The 19,361-nt window shown below is 37.1% G+C and carries 13 protein-coding genes; 2 read left to right on the top strand and 11 right to left on the bottom strand.

What is annotated here, in order from left to right; all coding sequences use genetic code 11:
* Positions 1-33 precede the first annotated feature (33 nt).
* The 11 genes from M900_RS10620 to M900_RS10670 form a co-directional block, all read right to left on the bottom strand.
* Positions 34-264 (bottom strand): hypothetical protein, encoded by a 231-nt coding sequence (locus M900_RS10620; protein WP_021274949.1) that lies wholly within the window; start codon positions 262-264, stop codon positions 34-36.
* A gap of 68 nt (positions 265-332) precedes the next feature.
* Positions 333-1,499, bottom strand: a complete 1,167-nt coding sequence (metK, locus tag M900_RS10625) for a methionine adenosyltransferase (protein WP_021274893.1) — start codon at positions 1,497-1,499, stop codon at positions 333-335.
* Between the two features lie 104 nt (positions 1,500-1,603).
* Positions 1,604-3,280 (bottom strand): hypothetical protein, encoded by a 1,677-nt coding sequence (locus tag M900_RS10630; protein ID WP_034732427.1) that lies wholly within the window; start codon positions 3,278-3,280, stop codon positions 1,604-1,606.
* Complete coding sequence (locus tag M900_RS10635; protein WP_021274964.1) at positions 3,261-4,670, bottom strand: Mur ligase family protein; 1,410 nt, start codon at positions 4,668-4,670, stop codon at positions 3,261-3,263. The genes M900_RS10630 and M900_RS10635 overlap by 20 nt, the downstream gene beginning before the upstream one ends.
* Positions 4,671-4,723: 53 nt before the next feature.
* Positions 4,724-8,560, bottom strand: a complete 3,837-nt coding sequence (locus M900_RS10640; RefSeq protein ID WP_021274870.1) for a hypothetical protein — start codon at positions 8,558-8,560, stop codon at positions 4,724-4,726.
* Positions 8,561-8,578: 18 nt separating this feature from the next.
* A complete protein-coding gene (locus tag M900_RS10645) occupies positions 8,579-10,258 on the bottom strand; it encodes a hypothetical protein (protein WP_021274939.1) in 1,680 nt (559 codons plus the stop codon).
* Positions 10,259-10,334: 76 nt separating this feature from the next.
* Entirely contained in the window at positions 10,335-11,216 is an 882-nt protein-coding gene (locus tag M900_RS10650) for a serine hydrolase (protein WP_021275015.1), read from the bottom strand.
* Positions 11,216-13,876 carry a pyruvate, phosphate dikinase gene (gene ppdK / locus M900_RS10655; protein ID WP_021274947.1) on the bottom strand — a complete coding sequence of 887 codons (2,661 nt, stop codon included), beginning with the start codon at positions 13,874-13,876 and terminating at the stop codon, positions 11,216-11,218. Before ppdK ends, M900_RS10650 begins: the two co-directional genes overlap by 1 nt.
* A 72-nt stretch (positions 13,877-13,948) precedes the next feature.
* Positions 13,949-15,265 (bottom strand): glycine--tRNA ligase, encoded by a 1,317-nt coding sequence (locus M900_RS10660; RefSeq protein WP_021274881.1) that lies wholly within the window; start codon positions 15,263-15,265, stop codon positions 13,949-13,951.
* An 88-nt stretch (positions 15,266-15,353) separates the two neighbouring features.
* Positions 15,354-15,908, bottom strand: a complete 555-nt coding sequence (locus M900_RS10665; protein ID WP_021274921.1) for a pentapeptide repeat-containing protein — start codon at positions 15,906-15,908, stop codon at positions 15,354-15,356.
* Positions 15,909-15,917: 9 nt separating this feature from the next.
* The gene (locus tag M900_RS10670; protein WP_021274990.1) at positions 15,918-16,535 is read right to left on the bottom strand and encodes a hypothetical protein; all 618 of its coding nucleotides are present in this window, start codon (positions 16,533-16,535) and stop codon (positions 15,918-15,920) included.
* Positions 16,536-16,671: 136 nt separating this feature from the next.
* On the opposite strand from M900_RS10670, the gene M900_RS10675 reads away from it, so the two are divergent.
* Positions 16,672-19,137, top strand: a complete 2,466-nt coding sequence (locus M900_RS10675) for a U32 family peptidase (RefSeq protein WP_052600809.1) — start codon at positions 16,672-16,674, stop codon at positions 19,135-19,137.
* Positions 19,103-19,357 (top strand): GIY-YIG nuclease family protein, encoded by a 255-nt coding sequence (locus M900_RS10680; protein WP_021274901.1) that lies wholly within the window; start codon positions 19,103-19,105, stop codon positions 19,355-19,357. The genes M900_RS10675 and M900_RS10680 overlap by 35 nt, the downstream gene beginning before the upstream one ends.
* The last annotated feature ends 4 nt before the right edge of the window (positions 19,358-19,361 follow it).

The raw sequence follows: 19,361 nt of genomic DNA on the forward strand, positions 1-19,361 counted from the left end.
GCTGTCTAATCCATTGAAATTGCTTTGAGTTTTCTAAAAACTTCTTACTGCATTAAAGAAGAACTCAGTCGCTCGATCAGGACCACCTGCCCAGACCCAGAAAACAATGAAGAAAGTACACACCGCAGCACAACAAACAAAGAGATAAAAAAGTGACTTCACGTCCTTTAACCAAAAGATATATGCAAAAGGAAGAAAGATAAGAATTCCTGGCACACACCAGAAAGGAATATAACGAATAGCAAAAATTATAAATTCAATCATATCGTTATTATACTTGGAACATATTTTACAACAACAAAAAAAAAAGGCCCCGAAAGAGGCCTTATTTATTACTTACAAAGATCTTTTAATTGATTGACCATTGTTAAGTCTTCCCATGGGAAGTAACCAGCAAGATCTCTACCAAAGTGCCCGTAAGCAGCTGTTGGTGAATAGATTGGTCTAAGTAGGTCAAGTCTCTCGATGATTGATCTTGGCTTCATATCAAAAAGTTCCTTAACTGCATTTTGAATTTTTTCTACAGCAACTTTTTCTGTTCCAAATGTTTCAACAAGAAGTGACATTGGCTCAGCAACACCAATTGCATATGCAACTTGTACTAGAGCTCTATCAGCTAAACCTGCGGCAACGATGTGTTTTGCAATTTGTCTAGCAGCATAAGCAGCTGAACGATCTACTTTAGATGGATCTTTTCCAGAGAAAGCACCACCACCGTGAGCTCCATGCCCACCATAAGTATCAACAATAATTTTTCTACCAGTTAAACCACAGTCTCCCATTGGTCCACCGATTACGAATTTTCCAGTTGGGTTGATGAAGTATTTTGTATTGTTATCCACAAGATCAGCTGGGATTACTTTATTGATAACTTCTTCCCTAATTGATTCTTGAATTTGCTTAAGAGTCATATCTTCAGAGTGTTGAGTAGAAAGAACTACTGTATCAATTCTAGAGATTTTCCCATCAACATATTGTGCAGAAACTTGTGTTTTACCATCAGCTCTTAGATCTGGAAGAATCCCAGTTTTTCTAACTTCAGATAGTCTGTAAGCAAGTTTGTGAGAAAGGTCGATTGTAAGTGGCATGAAGCTTTCTGATTCATTGATCGCATAACCGAACATTAAACCTTGGTCACCAGCACCCATTTCAGTGAAAGTTCCTTCACCTTCGTTAACACCTTGAGCGATGTCAGGAGATTGCTTATCAAGTGCAACCATAACACCACAAGTATTTGCGTCAAAACCTTTCGCAGAGTGGTCATATCCGATTTCTCTAATTTTATTTCTAACTACTTCTTGAAAATCAATATTAGCTTTTGAAGTGATTTCACCAGCAAGAACAACAAGACCAGTTGTGATCATCGTCTCACATGCAACACGTGACTTTGGATCTTGAGCAAGCATTGCATCAAGCACTGCATCACTGATTTGATCTGCCATTTTATCTGGGTGACCTTCTGTTACTGATTCAGAAGTAAATACGTAGTCTTTTAACATTTCACAGCTCCAACTAAAAAAATAAATAAATTATACTCTAATTCAATTTAGAGACTATACACTTTTGCTCATGACTTAACAATAGTTGGGAATGGTAATAGGGCTTAATATGCCTTATTTTTGATAAAATATTTGAAATGATGTGGGTTTCTATAACGATAAAACTTTTTTGATTTAGGAGAATATACAAATTCAGTGCCTTTCATACGAAGAACTTCATATTGAGTACCGGCTGAAGTGAAGTTGTAAAGGTATGTGTAGTTTGAATTTTTATAGTGAAGCTGAAGTTTTTTATCACCAGAAATACGTGGACCTGGTCTCTCTTCAATTGGAGTGTAGTCATCCCAAACTTGGGCCATATCAATTCGTCCCAACATGGAAGCACGAGAAAAATATCTTGTTGCAAGAAATCCAGGATCTGGACTTCTTAAAAGATTAAGAGCAAGTGAAAGATTTTTTCTTCTCAAACGACTAGCTGTTTTACTTTGGTCCGCACAGAAAATTCCGCGACTAGCTGGAATAAAAAAATATGTGAACGAGAATTCGCCCTGCTTAAACAATACATTTAACCATGTATATTTATCAATATTTTTAATATTCAACTTTTGAAGTTTGGAATGAAGAGGCTCTGAGGCATCTATTTTATTGTATTCATTAATTGCTAAGCGATTCATTACAACTTTTAAAACATCACTCCTCTCTGTCCCTGCATCATCATCAAGTCTACCAACCTCATGAAATAGAATTGTTTCAAGAGCAAAGAGCTGTCGATAAAGTAAATCCTTTTCACTCCAAAACTTATAAACCTCTGCCTCTTTCTCATAAATATAGTCAGAGAGTGCATACCTTGCTTTATTCTTATCATTGAACATTTTCTTAAAGAAATCCTTCTTATTCTTCTGCTGGACAAGAAGATTAGAGTAGTAAGTGACGTCTTTATCTGTCTTAGCAACCCAGTTTGAAATACGCGATAAAATTTCTCGTTTACCACCCCTCAAAACCCCATCGAGAGTATCAAAGAGTGATTCAATATCATACGCAAGGTTATTATCAAGAAAGGAATCAGAATAAGAATCAATTCTCATATAGATCGAATCAATTAATGCCCTTAGAGTAAGATCAGATCTTCCTTTGTCTCTATTAACTGCACCTTCCTCTACAATTTTTCTTAAAAAGTAAGCTCTATTGGCCTTTCTTTTTCCTTCTTCAGTATCACTAGACTTGTACTTATCATATTCGGCACGAAGATAAAAATGATCAACAGGAAACTCAAAGGACTGAAGATAGTACATACTAACGATAAACTTCTGCAGTTTTTCTATGAATTCATGTGTATGAGACTTTGCTTCCTTAACGAGATTCTTTTTCTTATCGAAAGAGTTTTCAAGATAATAGCGGTGATAAACACTTCGAAGTTTATCTAGGTCTTTTTGCAAAACCTTCAAAGATATTAAATATGTTCTAAGTGATTTTTCATTTTTTAACTTCTCCTCAACCCCTTTGAGCCAAGTGAGTCGTTTTTGGAGCATTGGAAGATGATCTGAGATTGTTTCTGAATCTAAGTTTCCATCTTTTAAAAAAGGAATGTATATTCCATCTCCAAGAAAACTTTTATAAAGCTCTTCGGCATGCTTATCTGTCCCACCTGAACAAAGTTTTTTAAACGATTGCTTATGCATTCGCATATACTTGTTAATTGCGTTTCGATCCGTTATTTTTTCAAGAACGTCAGCATAAACAAAACTATTTATAAACAGAGAGCTAATTAATATTTTTAACAAAATCACTGCTCCACAGGCCAAGTGTTGAACTATTACTCATAATCAGATGAACATTTTCTTCCGATGATAAATTATCAATTCTCTCCTGGAGTTGTTCAAGTGTTACAACGCAACTAGCATCAATACCAATCTCATTGAGTTTTGTGGCTATTAACGTCACATCAAGATCCCCTCGCCCCTTTGCTGTCGTTGGCCTTTGGGGTTTTATTATCGTTACCGCCGATGCATCTTTTAATGCATCAAGGAACTCTGCTTGAAAAATATCACTACGTGCAGTCGCAGACCCTGGTTCGAGAAATGCATTAATTTTTTTCTTAGGATACTTTGTCATTACTGCTTTTAAAGTTTCTCTAACAGCAGTCGGATGGTGAGCGAAATCATCAATAACAATTGCTCCCCTGTAATTTCCTCTTTCCTCTTGTCTTCTTTTCACAAGAAGAAGCTCTGTGATGGCCAAATCGATCTTTTCTTTCGTGTAACCAAGCTCTTTTGCAATGAGAATAATCGAACTTAGATTATATATATTATGATCACCAACCAGGTTAGTCTTATAAGTCTCATCTTCTATTTTAAATTTAGTTCCAAATTCAGATCTTTCGATAATATGAATATTATTCTTTCCGTAATCCTGCCACTGATGTTCCTTGAACTGGTCTCGAAGGGAAATAATTTCTGGCCAGTCGCTACATCCGACCACCGAGCTTGTCGTGGGAATTACTTTTCTAAACTCATTTTTTATATCTTCAATCGAAGAAAAGATATCTGCATGATCAAATTCTAAAGATGTGATGACAAAGTGATTTACACAATATGACTGAAATTTAGAAAACTTCTCAAAGTAAGCGCTATCATATTCATCAGATTCGATAAAAAACAGAGGACTTTTACCGAGGCGAGAGGGAGGTCTTCCATTCATCACTCCACCAATAAGATAACCACAGTCCTCACCTAATTTTTCAAAAACCTGAGCCCCAAGATAAGTCGTTGTTGTTTTTCCATGGGTACCAGATAGACCAATTACAGTTTTCTTATTTAAAACGAGAGCACCGATTGCGGTAGGAAAAGATGTAAATGGTACTCCGCACTCTTCAATCTCTCTCGCCTCTTGGCTACTTCCAGCGACTACATTTCCAACAACGATGAGATCATATTCACTTTTAAGTGTTTTGAAATCAAGTTTATCAATGGTAGAAATTTTAATACCTGAGGTTTCTAGGTAGGTACTCATTGGAGGGTAGAACATACTATCAGCACCGGAAACATCAAAACCAGCTTCTTTTAGAAGACAAGCTGCTGCCCCCATACCTGTACCACATATTCTATAGAAAAATATTTTTTTAAATGATTTATTTTGTAGATTTTTAAAATCTAGGTAGTTTGATAAATTCATAAATTCCCCTTCTATTAATTGTATCTAATTTTAATAGAAAGGGAAAATGCATTTTATATGCCCATAAACATTTTAATTACATCTTTGCACGTTTTAGTCGCATTAACTGAAGTGATACCTTCCGGATTAATCATATTCCACCACTCTTTAGTTGCTTCAAGCTTCAAGTTTGCTTGTTGATTCTTTTGTAGCTCAGATGGAGAAAGTGATCGACCAATCTTTCCTTCCACTGTTGTTTTAAATGAAGCAAAGTCACTAGTACTTTCTAAGTGAATGATCTCGTCAGGAAATACGATTAAAGGAACCATTTCTTCAACTTCGTGATAACCGGAAACTAGATTTAAAAGGTTTCTTCTCTTATCAATTTTCATCGCAGCTATTCTTGGAGGATGTCCCGCAAAACTTTGAGCAACACTCATAACCGAAGTTGATAAGAATGGAGATCCTACTGGCTCATGGCTATGGCCTTTGAAGATCGCTGCAAGAGACTGAAAGTCAATTGGCATTTCGTTCTGAGCCTTCTTAGATAGTTTCTTGCCAAAGAAAGTTTTAAGGGAACGAAGTCTTCTTGTATAGCTTCCCTGATTTTTTGTTAGCAGCTTTGACATTAAAAAATAACCGCCATTATCAGTTTCACGAACAAGGTCGTCAGCAACACCTCTAAATGTCATCATATAATCAGCTTCATTTGTAGCCGGCTTTTCGATAGCATCAAGCCATCTTGTCCATGCAGCAATTTCAGTTGGCTCCATCTCTTCCCACGGCATATAGGCTTCGACAAGTTCAACAACTTTCTTTCTATTATTTGAAGCAATATAGTCATCTAACTTTAAGTCCTCTGCTTCGAGTTTCGTATGAAGAGTTTTCCATCTCGCAGCAATTCCTTTACGAGTTTTTCTCTCGGCTTTTTCTTCCTTACTTACTGCCAGAGAGATTTTTGCAGCATGTGCCTTTCTTGCCGCTATATATTCTGTAATTTTTGGATCTTGAACATTTTGTGAATTAAAATAATTTTGAAGTGCATCCATTGCATCCACTTCTGCCCTTGCATTCATAAGCTTACTTCGCTTAGATCCATACTCAGCATTAAGAGCAACCTCGGCCCAGAATATTGGATGTTTATAAAAGCCGCTAGATTCAACAATTTGTTTTAAATGTGTCATCTCTTCAAGAATAACTAGAGGATTTTTCCACCCTTCAGCACTGAAGTTTACTTCAATAATAAGACCTTTTTGATTATCAAATTTCGGAACAATCTCAGCCAGTTTGCCATCAGTAAAACTTGCATTTTTTGAAACTTGAATTTGCGCCAAAAAATCTTCCTGTGTTCCCTTCGCAGTTAATCTTCCATTTAGATTTGTAACTGTTGTTTCAAAAGCTTGGATTGCATCAACCCCAGTCATTGACTTCAGTTTTGCAACTGTATTGACCTCATCTAATAAATTCTTAGTTGTTCCATCTGGAGAGAAAAAGGCCAGATGACAGAAATTCTGCCCATCACAGACATCTGATGATGTCGTCGTTGGTAGAAAATTATATTTTAGATTTCCGTTATAAGTAACTTGAGCGTCAAGCCCTGCACTTCTAAATGCTGCCTGAGAATAGACATCAACAAGATAGTCGCTATCTTCAACTAGAAATTTTGGAACAGTAACAACATCACTCTCCGGAGGACCACGAACCAGATTAACAGTAGTGAATTTATCTACATCCGAGACTGCCCCAGCAAGCTCCTCCATAGCTTTCTTGTATTCCTCTAAAACCTGATCAGAAGCTGCATGAAAATTGATAGCAAGAATATCACCTTTAGGGTTCCACTTTCCTTGAACAAAATCTTTGCTAATTGAAATTTTTGGTGTCACACCGGTTTCTTGAAGTTTTCTTCCTACATAACTAGAAACTTCACTCGCCAATGCAAGTCTTTTCGTAAAATAGTGATCTGAGAAGCTATCAACAGATTCAGCAAACTGTACTACTTCTTCTGCGGTACTCACATTTGAATCTTTTAAAGCAGAGAAAACATAGTACTTAAAAGTATTACCCTTCCCTGCTAAAGCAGCATCAATGAGATCTCTTAGCTTAGATGCACTTGATTGTGGTAGATCTGCTGTTTTAGGAATTCCAATATTATCTCTATCAAATAAAGAGATAAGAAGTTTGTTTAAGGCATTTCTTCTTTTTGCACTTGTTGCACTCGCTAGAGTTTCACCTTCACTTTTTAGTACATCAGAGATGAGAAGGTATGCTCTCATGTGATCATCACTAGAGTTTAAAATCTCTCTTAAGTGGCTTGTTTCAACTTCAACAAAATCCGAAACTTGCTTCGACTTTTGAAGCCATTCTTCCGTTTCTTGAAATGGAGAGAAAACGTGATCAACAACACCACCAATTTTTGCTCCATCAACTTGAAGGACATCTCCATTAAGCTTCTTGTTTGTATCACCAATACGAGCATGAGTTGGTATTACAAGATCCCCAACTTTATACCCTTTCTCAGGAAATGCTCCAGCAGTTCCAATATATGTAATATCTTTGTGCCCAGTGTTTTTTAGAGCGCGTGCAAGTGGAGCGATCTCATCTCCCCAACTATTAGCAACAACTCGCCATACAATATTTTCGCCTTCTTTGTTTTGGAACGCGATATCTGACATGCTAATAACAAAATTATCATAGTCATACTTTTTAAAACTTGGAGGTATAAATCCTGATTTCTCAGCTTTCGCCTTTACTTTTTCGAAGGCTACTTCAATTTGTTTTTTATTTTTAAAAATATCAAAGTCCTCATAGTTTCCAGACTTTAAAAATTTTACAAAAGCATCTCTATCTTTTTCAACGATCTGGCTTAACACTGCATCAGGATCGCTATCGTACAAATTCTTAAGAGCTCTTACTTTCCAAAGAATATCAACAGTTCTCTCAATTGCACCTTTTTGACCGATAATTACTCGATTGGCCTTTGGAAGATGTTTCATAATTCCAGAAAGCTCGTCTTCCATCATTTTATGAGATTTATCAACATCTCCATAAATTCTTACTTTATTTTTTAAGTTACCATCTTCAAGCTTTGAGAGCCCGAACTGAAGCAGCAAGTGATTTAGTCTATCTTTTCCACCAATACTTGTAATCGCATAACGATATGTATCTTCACCTGGATATTGAACGATGTAAATTTTGTTATAGTTGTTCGCAAATGGACGAACCTCTTTAACTACCGAAGCACCATTTTCAGACAAGTTCTTTAAAAATTCCCTCGAATTCTCAAGGTGAAAATCAATTCCACGTCCACTTTCTGTTGCTTCCCAAAACACAGCTCTCGTGGTTCTATTGGAAATATAAAGCCCTGAGTCTAGTGTTAGATCATCTGGCTTGAAATTAATATCTGCTATAACCTCTTCAGTCGTTGGAGCCTTTGTTGTTAATGCTGATTTATCCTCAGTCTTTAATTTTGTATCTAAGAGAGTAAACCCTTCATTTAATTTATTCTTAAAGAAATTATATCCCCAGACATACTTGCTCTTAGCGAGAGAAGGTTTAGCACCTAATTTGTCTTCGATGATTTCATAAACTATTCCATCATAATTTTTTGCATCAAAAATTCTCGAATCAGAAGAAAATTTTTCAATTAGATAATCAATCTTAGACTGTTTTAAAGCCGAAAGAGATGATTCATCAATATTCTTTCCAAACCCATTAATATACTCACCGATATAATAATCCAGCTTATCAATAGCAAGTAAGACTTCAAGACGATCAAGACTCTCGCTACTCGCTGGAAATCTTTCTGCACGACTTTCCATCGTAGTCAGGTAACCATAATTAGCTGGTCCACTGAACATCGAACATGAAGTCAGAATAAGGGCAAAAATAAAGGCATTAATTTTTCTAAACATAGTCTTCATTCCAATAAATTAAAAAAATGATTTAATAATATATAAACAGTTATTCATTTCAGGCATTTCATCGATAACAGTATTAGTTACCTTTACGGTGTCATATGATGGCGTATTATTTCCTGTCATCTTATTCCACATTTTTTTAAATAGCCCTGGCGTCTTTTCTACTTTCTTAGTCTCTACAATAGTTTTTGTTTTTGGGGCCAGATATGCTTTACTTGAATTATTAAATTCTGCAGAACGTTCTGTAATTGATTTAATAATTTCCTCAGCTTCATTCTCACCATATTCTGCGATGATTTTCTTTTTAAAAGTATCGTGTATATAAGTATTTACCGCATCAGAAGAGCCTCTGCCATTAATGCTCTCATCATAAAAAGCGACCATTTCTTCAGGGAAAGAAATTAAAGAATGAAGATACTCCATTTCTCCTTTGAAAGATGTCATCTGGTTAAATAGTAAAATTTCTGGATCAATAAGAAACGCTCCCATTGCTCTTGAGCCATCTTTATCTGCAGCATCACCACTGATACTAAATCCGAATCGATATCCAGTCGCAAAGTCAGTTGTAAATGAAAGGAATGGACTCCCTTGGGCCTCAATCGAGTGCTGCTTCATCATTGTTGTTAAACGAGAGCTTGCATTCATTTCACTTTCTACATTAAATGGATTTTGAGAGATTTTCTTATCAAACATTGTTTGTAATGAACGTAATCTTCTATTCCAAGTTCCTTGATTTCTAGTGATAATCGTAGACATTGCCGCGAGACGGCCTTCTTTTACGGCCTGATCATACTCCATCACTGAACCATTAACGATTTCTGGATAAAGTCTATCTCCATAAGTTCCCCTGTAGACAAGAACTCGATCTTTAATTGGCGCAGGATTTTTAATCTTATTTAAAACTTGATCCCAAAACATATGCTCCATTGGAGTCATTTGCTCACGGGGCAAATATTTTTGTAACAAATCAACAACTCCTGCACGATCGTTCTTTTGCAGCAGTGTACGAAGTTGACCATCATCAGCAGCGCGATCAAGTTTACTCATAATATCCTTACGAGCTTTTTCCTGTGCCTTAATCTCTTTCCTCTTGGCAGCGATCTTTGCATCAATGGCTTCAAGGTCATCATTAAGTTTTTCAATAAGATCTACAAACTCAGTTTTTCCCTTCATTGATATCTGTCTAAGTCTAATTAAAGCTCTTTGTGACTCAAGATGACCATTTCTCGCATTAAACATTGTTTCAAAAAATGAATATGGTGTTGGATATATTTTTTGATCGTTTATAGCATTTAGAAAACTAAGGATCTCTTGACTTGCAAAACTACTATGAGCACTTTTAGTACTTGATCGGTAGACAAGGATGGAGTGTGTTCCATTTGGTTTAATATTTACATCAATTGCAAAATCTTTTCCATCTGGTAACTCAGTATCAATAAGTTCAATAGCAATCGCTCTCGTCTCACTGCTATTAAATGCTCTCGCCTGATACTTTGTATTGATTTGCGCAATCTCTTTTTCAAGACTAATTGGTGAATCTTCAGTACCATGTGTTGATACATAGGATTCAAAATGAACGATACCTTGATGCTCTTTATAAATTAAAGCTGCGTCCTCCGAAGCAATATCTCGCTTTGGGGAAATACAAGATGCCATTAAAAGAAATAGCACAAAAATATTAAAATATTTCATTCGTTATACTCCTATCCGACAATAATTATCGGACTTTTAAGGAGTAAACTTAATTAATTATGACAAATACTTGATTTCACTTGGAAAAAGCGACTATTCCGACCTTGCGACGAAGGTCGTTTAACAGTGATCTATCGTACCAAAAACCATTAACTTCATTAGTTAAGAGCACACAACCAAGTTGTTTTTCCGGATCAATCCACATTGATGTTCCAGTGAACCCGAGATGGCCAAATGTATTTTTAGAAGCATTTTGTCCAGCGAGAGTTGTCTCGATATTTTCAACTGAATCAAAACCTTTGATATAGCGACCTTGATGATCAATACCAACTCTCTTTAAAAGTTCTAATTTGGAATTAATATTTAGAAGGCTTTTACACACACCATCGATCGTTGCAAAGATGCCAGCGTGAGAAACTTTCTCTGCGATTACGAATGCATTATCATCATGAACTTCACCGTGAATTACATGACGATTTCTCCTTCCGGTAAAAGCGCAGTGCTCACCTTCAAGATCAAGCCAGTGTTTTACTTCTTCAGCCCAATATTTTGAACTAATGTCGTACAAATGTTTACCGGTAACTTTCTCAATTTCAAGTTGCAAGCGAAGTGCTCCAAAATCTGAGTAGTTTGTCTCACTTTCAGAAATTTTATAAGACAGAACTTGCTCTCTCCAAGTCTTCTTATCAAGTCTTCCCCAACGAGGAAGCCCTGAGCGATGAACAAGTAAGAGTTTCATTTCAGCCGTTAATTGGTCTTCAATCTCAAGACAGGCAACACCGAAAGTGAATGGCTTTGTCATTGAAGCAATATCGAAGTACAAATTTCCTTCAAAACCAAGCGAGAGTGTTTCATAACTATTGGCCTTGAAATCGATAATTCCCACAGACACACTATCAAAGTGCGCCTGTGGAAGAATTTTTTCAATGTATGATTTTAATTCTTCTAACTTTTGCATTACTTATTGCGAATAACCGCTTGAGCCGCAGCAAGACGAGCAATAGGAACTCGATATGGAGAACAACTTACGTAATCAAGTCCCGTACGGTGACAAAAGTCAATCGACTTAGGCTCACCACCATGCTCACCACAAATTCCAAGACTAATGTCAGACTTTATACGACGTCCTTCTTTACAAGCAAAGTCCACAAGGAATCCAACACCAGACTGATCAAGGCTAACGAATGGATCATTTGGAACAACTGACTTTGAAATATAATCAGTAAGGAACTTTCCAGCATCATCACGAGATAAACCAAAAGTTGTTTGCGTTAAATCGTTTGTTCCAAAAGAGAAGAAGTCTGCATGCTTTGCAATCTCTGCAGCAGTAATAGCAGCACGAGGAAGTTCAATCATCGTCCCAAGTTTGTACTTAATCTCTTCTCCCGCATCTTTAAAAATTTGCTTAATGTCTTTTTCAAGAATCTCACGAAGAATAGCAAGCTCAGAATCAATTGCAACAAGCGGAATCATAATCTCTGGGATAACTGTCACCCCAGCTTTTTTTGATTCAATTGCCGCTTCGATAATTGCTCTTACTTGCATTCTGTAGATTTCTGGGAAGGTAATTCCAAGACGACAACCTCTATGTCCAAGCATTGGGTTAAACTCATGAAGTCTCTCACCAATCTCTTCAACAGTTTTAACTTCAACATCAAGATATTCTGCAAGTTCTTTCTTGTCTTCATCTGTGTGAGGTAAGAACTCATGTAAAGGAGGATCAAGAAGACGAATATTTACAGGGAGTCCATCCATCTCTTTAAAGATCCCAATAAAGTCTTTTCTTTGAAATGGTAGAAGTTTTACAAGGGCCTTTTCTCTTTGCTCAGTGTGTTCAGCAAAAATCATTTCACGTACAGCAAGAATTCTCTCGGCCTCAAAGAACATATGCTCAGTTCGGCAAAGTCCGATCCCTTGAGCACCAAACTTGATTGAAGTTTTTGCATCCTCTGGATTATCCGCATTAGAGCGAACTTTAAGTCTTCTTACTTCATCTGCCCATGACATGAAAGTTGCGAACTCAGCCGAAATTTCAGCATCAAGAGTTGGTACCTCACCTTCAATAACTTCTCCAGTAGCACCTTCAATCGTGATCCAGTCACCTTCTTTAAAAGTTCTACCGTCTACTCTCATTTCATTTTTTACGTAATCAACAGTGATTGACGAACAACCAGCTACGCAAGGCTTCCCCATCCCTCGAGCAACTACCGCCGCGTGAGATGTCATCCCTCCACGCGCAGTTAAGATTGCTTTTGAAGCGGCCATTCCTGCAATATCTTCAGGAGAAGTTTCTTGTCTTACTAGAATCACTTTATGACCTGTTTCATTTAAAGCATGAGCTTTTTCTGAATTAAATACAATCATCCCAGAACCTGCACCAGGAGAGGCGGGAAGACCTTTAGTGATAACTTTTTTCTTAACATTTGGATCAAGTCTTGGGTGAAGAAGTTGGTTTAAAACTTCTGGATCCAATTGCATGAGAGCTTCTTCTCTCGTTACAATTTTCTCACTCTCCAAATCAACAGCAATTTTAAGTGCCGCTTGAGCTGTACGTTTTCCATTTCTAGTCTGTAGAAGATAGAGAACATTACCCTCAATCGTAAACTCGATATCCTGCATATCTTTGTAATGCTTTTCAAGTTTCTGATAAAGATCTGTTAGCTCAGCAAATGCCTTTGGCATATACTCTTCTAAAGTTTTCTCATTTCTATTTGAATCATTCTTTGAACTTGTATTGATTGGACCTGGAGTTCTAATACCAGCCACAACGTCTTCACCTTGCGCATTAACAAGATACTCTCCAAAGAATCTCTTATCTCCTGTTGAAGGGTCACGTGTGAAACATACACCTGTTGCACAATCATCACCCATATTTCCAAATACCATGGCCTGAACGTTTACCGCAGTACCCCAGTCACTCGGAATATTATTTAGCTCTCTATATTTAATCGCACGTGGGTTCATCCAAGAGCCAAAAACAGCTGTGATGGCCTTCCAAAGCTGCTCCATTGGATCAGTTGGAAAAGACTGGCCACTCTCATTTGCGATGATTTGCTTATACACCTGAACGAGTTGTTTAAAATCATCTGCAGTTAGGTCTGTATCTAAATGAACATTACGAGCTTCTTTTAAATCCTCAAGAGTTGATTCAAGAATTGAGATATTAAAGTTCATAACAACGTTTGCATACATCTGAATGAAACGACGATATGAATCCCAAGCAAATCTTTCATTTCCACTTTTCTTCGCAAGTGACAGAACAGTCTCGTCGTTAAGCCCAAGGTTTAAAACTGTATCCATCATCCCAGGCATTGAAGCGCGAGCCCCCGATCTGACAGAGAAAAGAAGTGGATTCTCTCCACCACCAAAAGTTTTACCAGTTATTTTTTCGACTTCTTTTAAAGCAGTAATAATTTGCGACTTTGCATCTTCGTTAATTTGATTAGATTTTTGATAGTCAATACATGCTTCAGTTGTAACAGTGAAGCCAGGAGGGACAGGAAGACCTAGGGCACACATCTCAGCAAGGTTTGCACCTTTACCACCGAGAAGTTCCTTCATCGATCTGTTACCTTCAGTTCTTTCTTTTGAAAAAGAGTAAACCCATTTATTACTCATTCTTTGCTCCTTATATCCATGGACGGACGTTAATCCTAACAATTTCCTAACAATTCAAAAAAAAGGCTAGTTTTAAACTAGCCCATTTCTTAGATATTCTTTTACTTTATCAAGAGAAATTCTCTCCTGCTTCATCGAGTCTCTATCTCTAATGGTCACAGCGTTGTCTTCGAGAGAGTCAAAGTCAAAAGTAATACAGAATGGAGTCCCGATTTCATCTTGTCTTCTATATCTCTTACCAATTGAACCTGCCACATCATATTCAGCAGCAAATTCTGTCGCTAGATCTTGGAATAATTTTGTTGCTGGTTCTTCTAGTTTTTTAACAAGTGGAAGAACTGCTACTTTAACAGGAGCTAGACTTGGATGAAACTTCATCACAACTCTCTCGTTCTCTTTATCACCTTCGTTTTCTAATCTATATGCATCAGACATAACAGCAAGAAGACAACGGTCACAACCAACAGATGTTTCAAGAACGTATGGAAGATACTTCTTATTATTATCCATCGCATCTGTGTACATTAAGTTCTTTCCTGAGTGCTCTTGGTGAGTCTTCAGGTCGAAATCAGTTCTTGAGTGGATACCTTCCATCTCACCCCAACCATGTGCATATTCATACTCAAGATCATAAGCAGCGTCTGCGTAGTGAGCAAGATCCTCACCTGTTTGCTGATACCATCTAAGTTTTTCTTTTCTAATACCATTTGATAGGTGCCAGTTGAAACGTAACTCTCTCCACTGCTCCATCGCATCTTTTTGCGTTCCTGGTTTAATGAAGTATTGCATTTCCATTTGCTCAAATTCACGAGTTCTAAAAATGAAGTTACCTGGAGTAATTTCATTTCTAAACGCCTTACCGATTTGAGAAATACCAAATGGAAGTTTCTTTCTCATAGTTTGTTGTACATTTAGAAAGTTTACGAAAATCCCCTGAGCTGTTTCAGGACGAAGATAGACTTGAGCTGAAGAATCTTCAACTGGACCCATTTGAGTTTTAAACATTAAGTTGAAGTCTCTTGGCTCAGTGAAAGTATCTTTTGATCCACAAACTACACATGGTGCAGTTACATCAATTTTATCTGCTCTAAATCTCGACTTACAACTTTTACAGTCAACCATTGGATCGTTAAAGCCATCAACGTGTCCTGAAGCTTTCCAAACTTGTGGGTGCATAAAAATTGAAGCATCAATACCAACGATATCCTCACGAAGAGTCATCGCCTTCCACCATTTTTGTTTGATATTATTTTTTAATTCAATTCCATACGGAGCATAGTCCCAGCACGAAGAAAGACCACCATAAATTTCAGAACTTTGAAAAATGAAGCCTCTTCTCTTTGCCAAGCTTACTAATTGGGACATATCTTTTAAGTTGGACTCTGACACAACGCACTCCTTAATGGGTAATAACTTAATTTAATCTGTGCAAGTATACCCTCAATAATCCGCGATTTCTAGTATTTCGATGGGCAATTTAGCTGATATCTATGCCAAATGACGTAAGTAATCCGAGGACTTCGGGGGCCTGGAATTTGGCCCCTTTGATTTTACTGGAAAGTGGATCTATCTGATAACCGAAGGCCCCTCTAAAGTCAGCTTTTCGAAGGTCAGTTCCAGAGAAATTAGCGAGATCAAGTTCACTATCAAGGAAGCTTGTTTCGTTTAACTTGGATTCACTAAAATCTACTTCTTTAAGTCCACATGAGTGAAATTCAAAGTTCACTCCCTCGATATTTTGAAAGACAGAATAATTCAAAATGCATGATTTAAAAGACAGCAAATGAAGAGTTAGACAATTAGAAAAATTCACGCCAACAATTTTGCAATCAACAAATTTTGTTCCACGAAAAGTTGAATTTAAAACCGAAACATTACTAAGATTACAATTGATAAAAGTACAATCGACAAGCTTTGTATTATTCAAACTTAGCTCTGCAAAGTTGATCGAATCAAACGAACAATCGATGAACTCATCTCCCTCACTAACTTCGAGCTTTTCATTAAATTCAATTTCTTCATAGTAACTCATAATTCTATCCTAAAATAAGAAATCAAATTTTGCCACATCTTCACGTGGAAGCATGGCCCCTAGAAACTGTCGGTAGTGTTCCTGGTGTGTATTCATATCGCTGATGAGATAATAAAATTTTTCTTTAAATTCTTTATCGTGAAGATATTCATCCCAGATTGAACTCTGACAAGAGAGATGAACTTTCTCAAAAAAATTGATCTGCATATTTTTAAGTTCCTCATCAAAAAAGAACATGTGTCCATGCTCAAGATCGTGAAGAAAGAATTCCAGGCAGTCTTCACGAGTGAGTATTTTGTTAAACACATGCTGAACTTTAAGTGTCACAGGTCTTATCCCTTGGGCCTGGAAAGCTAAAACCTCATATGGTGTTGGGATATAATCGAGGGCCTTAAAATTCCAAGATCCATTAACCCAATTCTTAAGGGCGATCAGCGCCTTTTCCTTAACCTTCTTGAATTTGAAATTAGTCAGGTCGTCATATGTTGGTTGGCGTTCATTTAAGACGTTTAGAAGTTTTGAATTTGGATACTTCATCTGATGAAAATAAAGAAAGAAGCTTAGGGCATAGGCCTCATCGCTTATCTCGTGCGCTTTCCATTTCGTATAAATTTCATTGATATCCATGCCGGATACTATAGATTATTTGAAAATTATCGTCTATACCCCCATAAAAGCATGTAAGTTTTCTACTTCCTCTTCTTTATATGTCGAAAAAAGGATATGAGATAACTAATTATAAATACGTAAACCAAGGTCTAATGTGAATAAGAAACCTGAACTACTTCTCCCAGTTGGAAATATGGATATGTGCCTAGCGGCCATCCATGGCGGGGCTAATGCCATTTATGTGGGGATGCCCGGCTTTAACGCTCGCGGAAGAAGTGTTGATCAAAGTGTTGAACAACTAAAAGAAATGATCGATCTTTGTCACTTATATGGTGTTAAAGTACACATCGCTTTTAATATTCTTATTTTCGAAGATGAGATTGAACATGCCATTGAAATGCTCGATGAAGTTATTCCACTAGGTCCTGACGCTCTTATCATCCAAGACATTGGTCTTGCAAAAATAGTTAAAGATATTTACCCAGACCAAGTTATTCACGGCTCAACTCAAATGACAGTGACAAACGACAAGGCCATCGAATACCTTGGAGAACTTGATATCAAACGTTTTGTTCTAGGTCGTGAAAACTCTCTTGATGAAATAAAAAAAATTCGCGAAGCAACGGATAAAGAGCTTGAAGTTTTTGTTCATGGAGCACTCTGTGTTGCCTACTCTGGTCAATGCTTCACCAGTGAATCAATTGGTGGTCGCTCGGCAAATAGAGGACAGTGTGCCCAAAGTTGTCGTTTTGGATATGAGCTCATCGTAGATGGTGAAAAGAAAGACCTTATCGACAAGGAGTATCTTGTTTCTCCTCAAGATCTTTGTGGAATAAATGAAGTTTCTAAACTTCAAGAAATTGGAATTGAATCATTTAAAATTGAGGGACGTCTAAAGTCAGCGGCCTTTGTTGGAACTACTGCACGCTCTTATGCTAATGCTCTTGAGGCAGGTAAGCCAGATAATAAAGACATCGAAAAGATGGCCACAACATACTCTCGTGGCTTCTTTAGCGGATGGCTCAATGGTGTTGATCACCAAAGACTCGTACGTGGTACTTACAAAGATCACAGAGGAATCTATCTTGGAAAACTTTTAAAAGTTCGTGGTAATAATATTTCAATTAGAACAACTCGTGAAATAAAAAAAGGTATGGGACTTGTTCTTTGTGATGATAAAGAAAAAATTGAAATTGGCTCAAGTGTTTACGAAGTATTTAAAAATGGTGATGAAACAGTTATTGGTCTTTCAAAAGATGCCAACCTTTCTTCATTAAAACTTGGAGCCTTCGTCTATCTCAACTCGAATCCAGATGTTGTGAGAGACGTTGAAAAAACAGTTACTGACTTAACAAAACAAAAGCGCATCAAGATCAAGGTTGAATTCACTGCAAATGTTGGAGAAAAAGCAGCCCTTGCCTTTCTTGATGAAGATGACAACTTTGTAGAAGTTCAATCGGAAGACATTTTGGAAGCTGCGAAGAAACCGTATGATCTTCAATCAATTAGTGATGAACTTTCATCCCTAAGCCGCACAATCTATGAGGCGACAGAAGTTGCCGTTGATATGGATAGTGAAACTCTTCCATTTCTCCACTCAAAAGTTTTAAAGAAACTTAAATCAGCGGCCGTTACTCTTCTCAATGAAAAGAGAGTGGAAGTAGTAGCGATTGATCGTTTTGACATTAAGGAAGAGATCACGCCTAAGACTTCAACTGATGACAAGCGAAGTCTCAATATCGTTTTAAGAGATCTCGAGCAAGTTAAAACATTTGTAAAATCATTTAAAGACTTTCAATCGACAATCAACCTTTCTGTCATTCTCGATTTTGAATTTGGAAAGGACTATAAGTTCGCAGCCCAATCTCTAAAAGAGATTGGAATCGAAGTTGGTATTGCAACAAATAGAATTTTAAAGCCAGGTGAGTATCACCACCTCAACGTTCTTGGTCGTCTCGCCCCTGATTTTATCCTGACAAGAAATCTTGGTGCCGTTAAGTACCTTCAAGAGAAATTCCCTGAGATTCGTCTTAAGGGTGATTTCAGTTTGAATATCGCAAACTCTTATACCGCAAACTTCATTCTCTCAAGAGGACTTGAAACAGTTTGTTCCTCATATGACCTTAATGCTCTTCAACTTTCAAAGATGCTTTCTAGAATTGATGCCTCTCGTATGGAAGTCACAGTTCATCAGTATATGCCAAGCTTTCACATGGAGCATTGTGTATTTGCGGCCTTCCTTAGTAAAGGTAGCTCATTCAAAGACTGTGGGAAACCATGCGAAAAACATAATGTGGAACTTAAGGATCAATTTGGCAATCACCACTTCCTAAAAGCAGACCAAGAATGTCGAAACACCATGTTCAACGCTGTCGCTCAATCAGCGGCGGGGATTTTACCTTCACTTATTGATGCCGGGGTAAAACATTTTAGAGTTGAGATGCTAGATGAAAAAGATGATATACTAATCCAAAAGATTAGAAACTATATCTCATTCTTTGAAAATGAAATTGATACCGAGTCACTTACAAAGCGTCTTGGGACATTTGAAAAGTTTGGAATTGGATCAGGACAGCTTTTAAAGAATGAAAGAAAAACTATGGTATCTCTACATAATTGAAACTGAAAACGGTAAACTCTATACCGGAATCACAACCGATATTGAGCGCCGCTTTAATGAACATGCCGGTCTTAAGAAAGGAGCCAAGTTTACAAAGGCTAACCCACCGAAAAGACTAGTTTACCAAGAAGAGTTTTCTAATAGATCCCTCGCCAGTAAGAGAGAAATTGAGATAAAAAAGCTATCTCGACAAAAGAAAATAGATTTATTTAATAAATAAGCTT

It is taken from the genome of Bacteriovorax sp. Seq25_V (assembly GCF_000447795.1).
Taxonomy (GTDB): domain Bacteria; phylum Bdellovibrionota; class Bacteriovoracia; order Bacteriovoracales; family Bacteriovoracaceae; genus Halobacteriovorax_A.

Bases quoted from the DNA above. Each gene is read 5' to 3' on its own strand.
- metK (WP_021274893.1), bottom strand. From the start codon at position 1,499: ATGTTAAAAGACTACGTATTTACTTCTGAATCAGTAACAGAAGGTCAC.
- ppdK (WP_021274947.1), bottom strand. From the start codon at position 13,876: ATGAGTAATAAATGGGTTTACTCTTTTTCAAAAGAAAGAACTGAAGGT.
- M900_RS10670 (WP_021274990.1), bottom strand. From the start codon at position 16,535: ATGGATATCAATGAAATTTATACGAAATGGAAAGCGCACGAGATAAGC.
- M900_RS10680 (WP_021274901.1), top strand. From the start codon at position 19,103: ATGAAAGAAAAACTATGGTATCTCTACATAATTGAAACTGAAAACGGT.
- M900_RS10620 (WP_021274949.1), bottom strand. From the start codon at position 264: ATGATTGAATTTATAATTTTTGCTATTCGTTATATTCCTTTCTGGTGT.
- M900_RS10665 (WP_021274921.1), bottom strand. From the start codon at position 15,908: ATGAGTTACTATGAAGAAATTGAATTTAATGAAAAGCTCGAAGTTAGT.
- M900_RS10635 (WP_021274964.1), bottom strand. From the start codon at position 4,670: ATGAATTTATCAAACTACCTAGATTTTAAAAATCTACAAAATAAATCA.
- M900_RS10640 (WP_021274870.1), bottom strand. From the start codon at position 8,560: ATGTTTAGAAAAATTAATGCCTTTATTTTTGCCCTTATTCTGACTTCA.
- M900_RS10650 (WP_021275015.1), bottom strand. From the start codon at position 11,216: ATGCAAAAGTTAGAAGAATTAAAATCATACATTGAAAAAATTCTTCCA.
- M900_RS10645 (WP_021274939.1), bottom strand. From the start codon at position 10,258: ATGAAATATTTTAATATTTTTGTGCTATTTCTTTTAATGGCATCTTGT.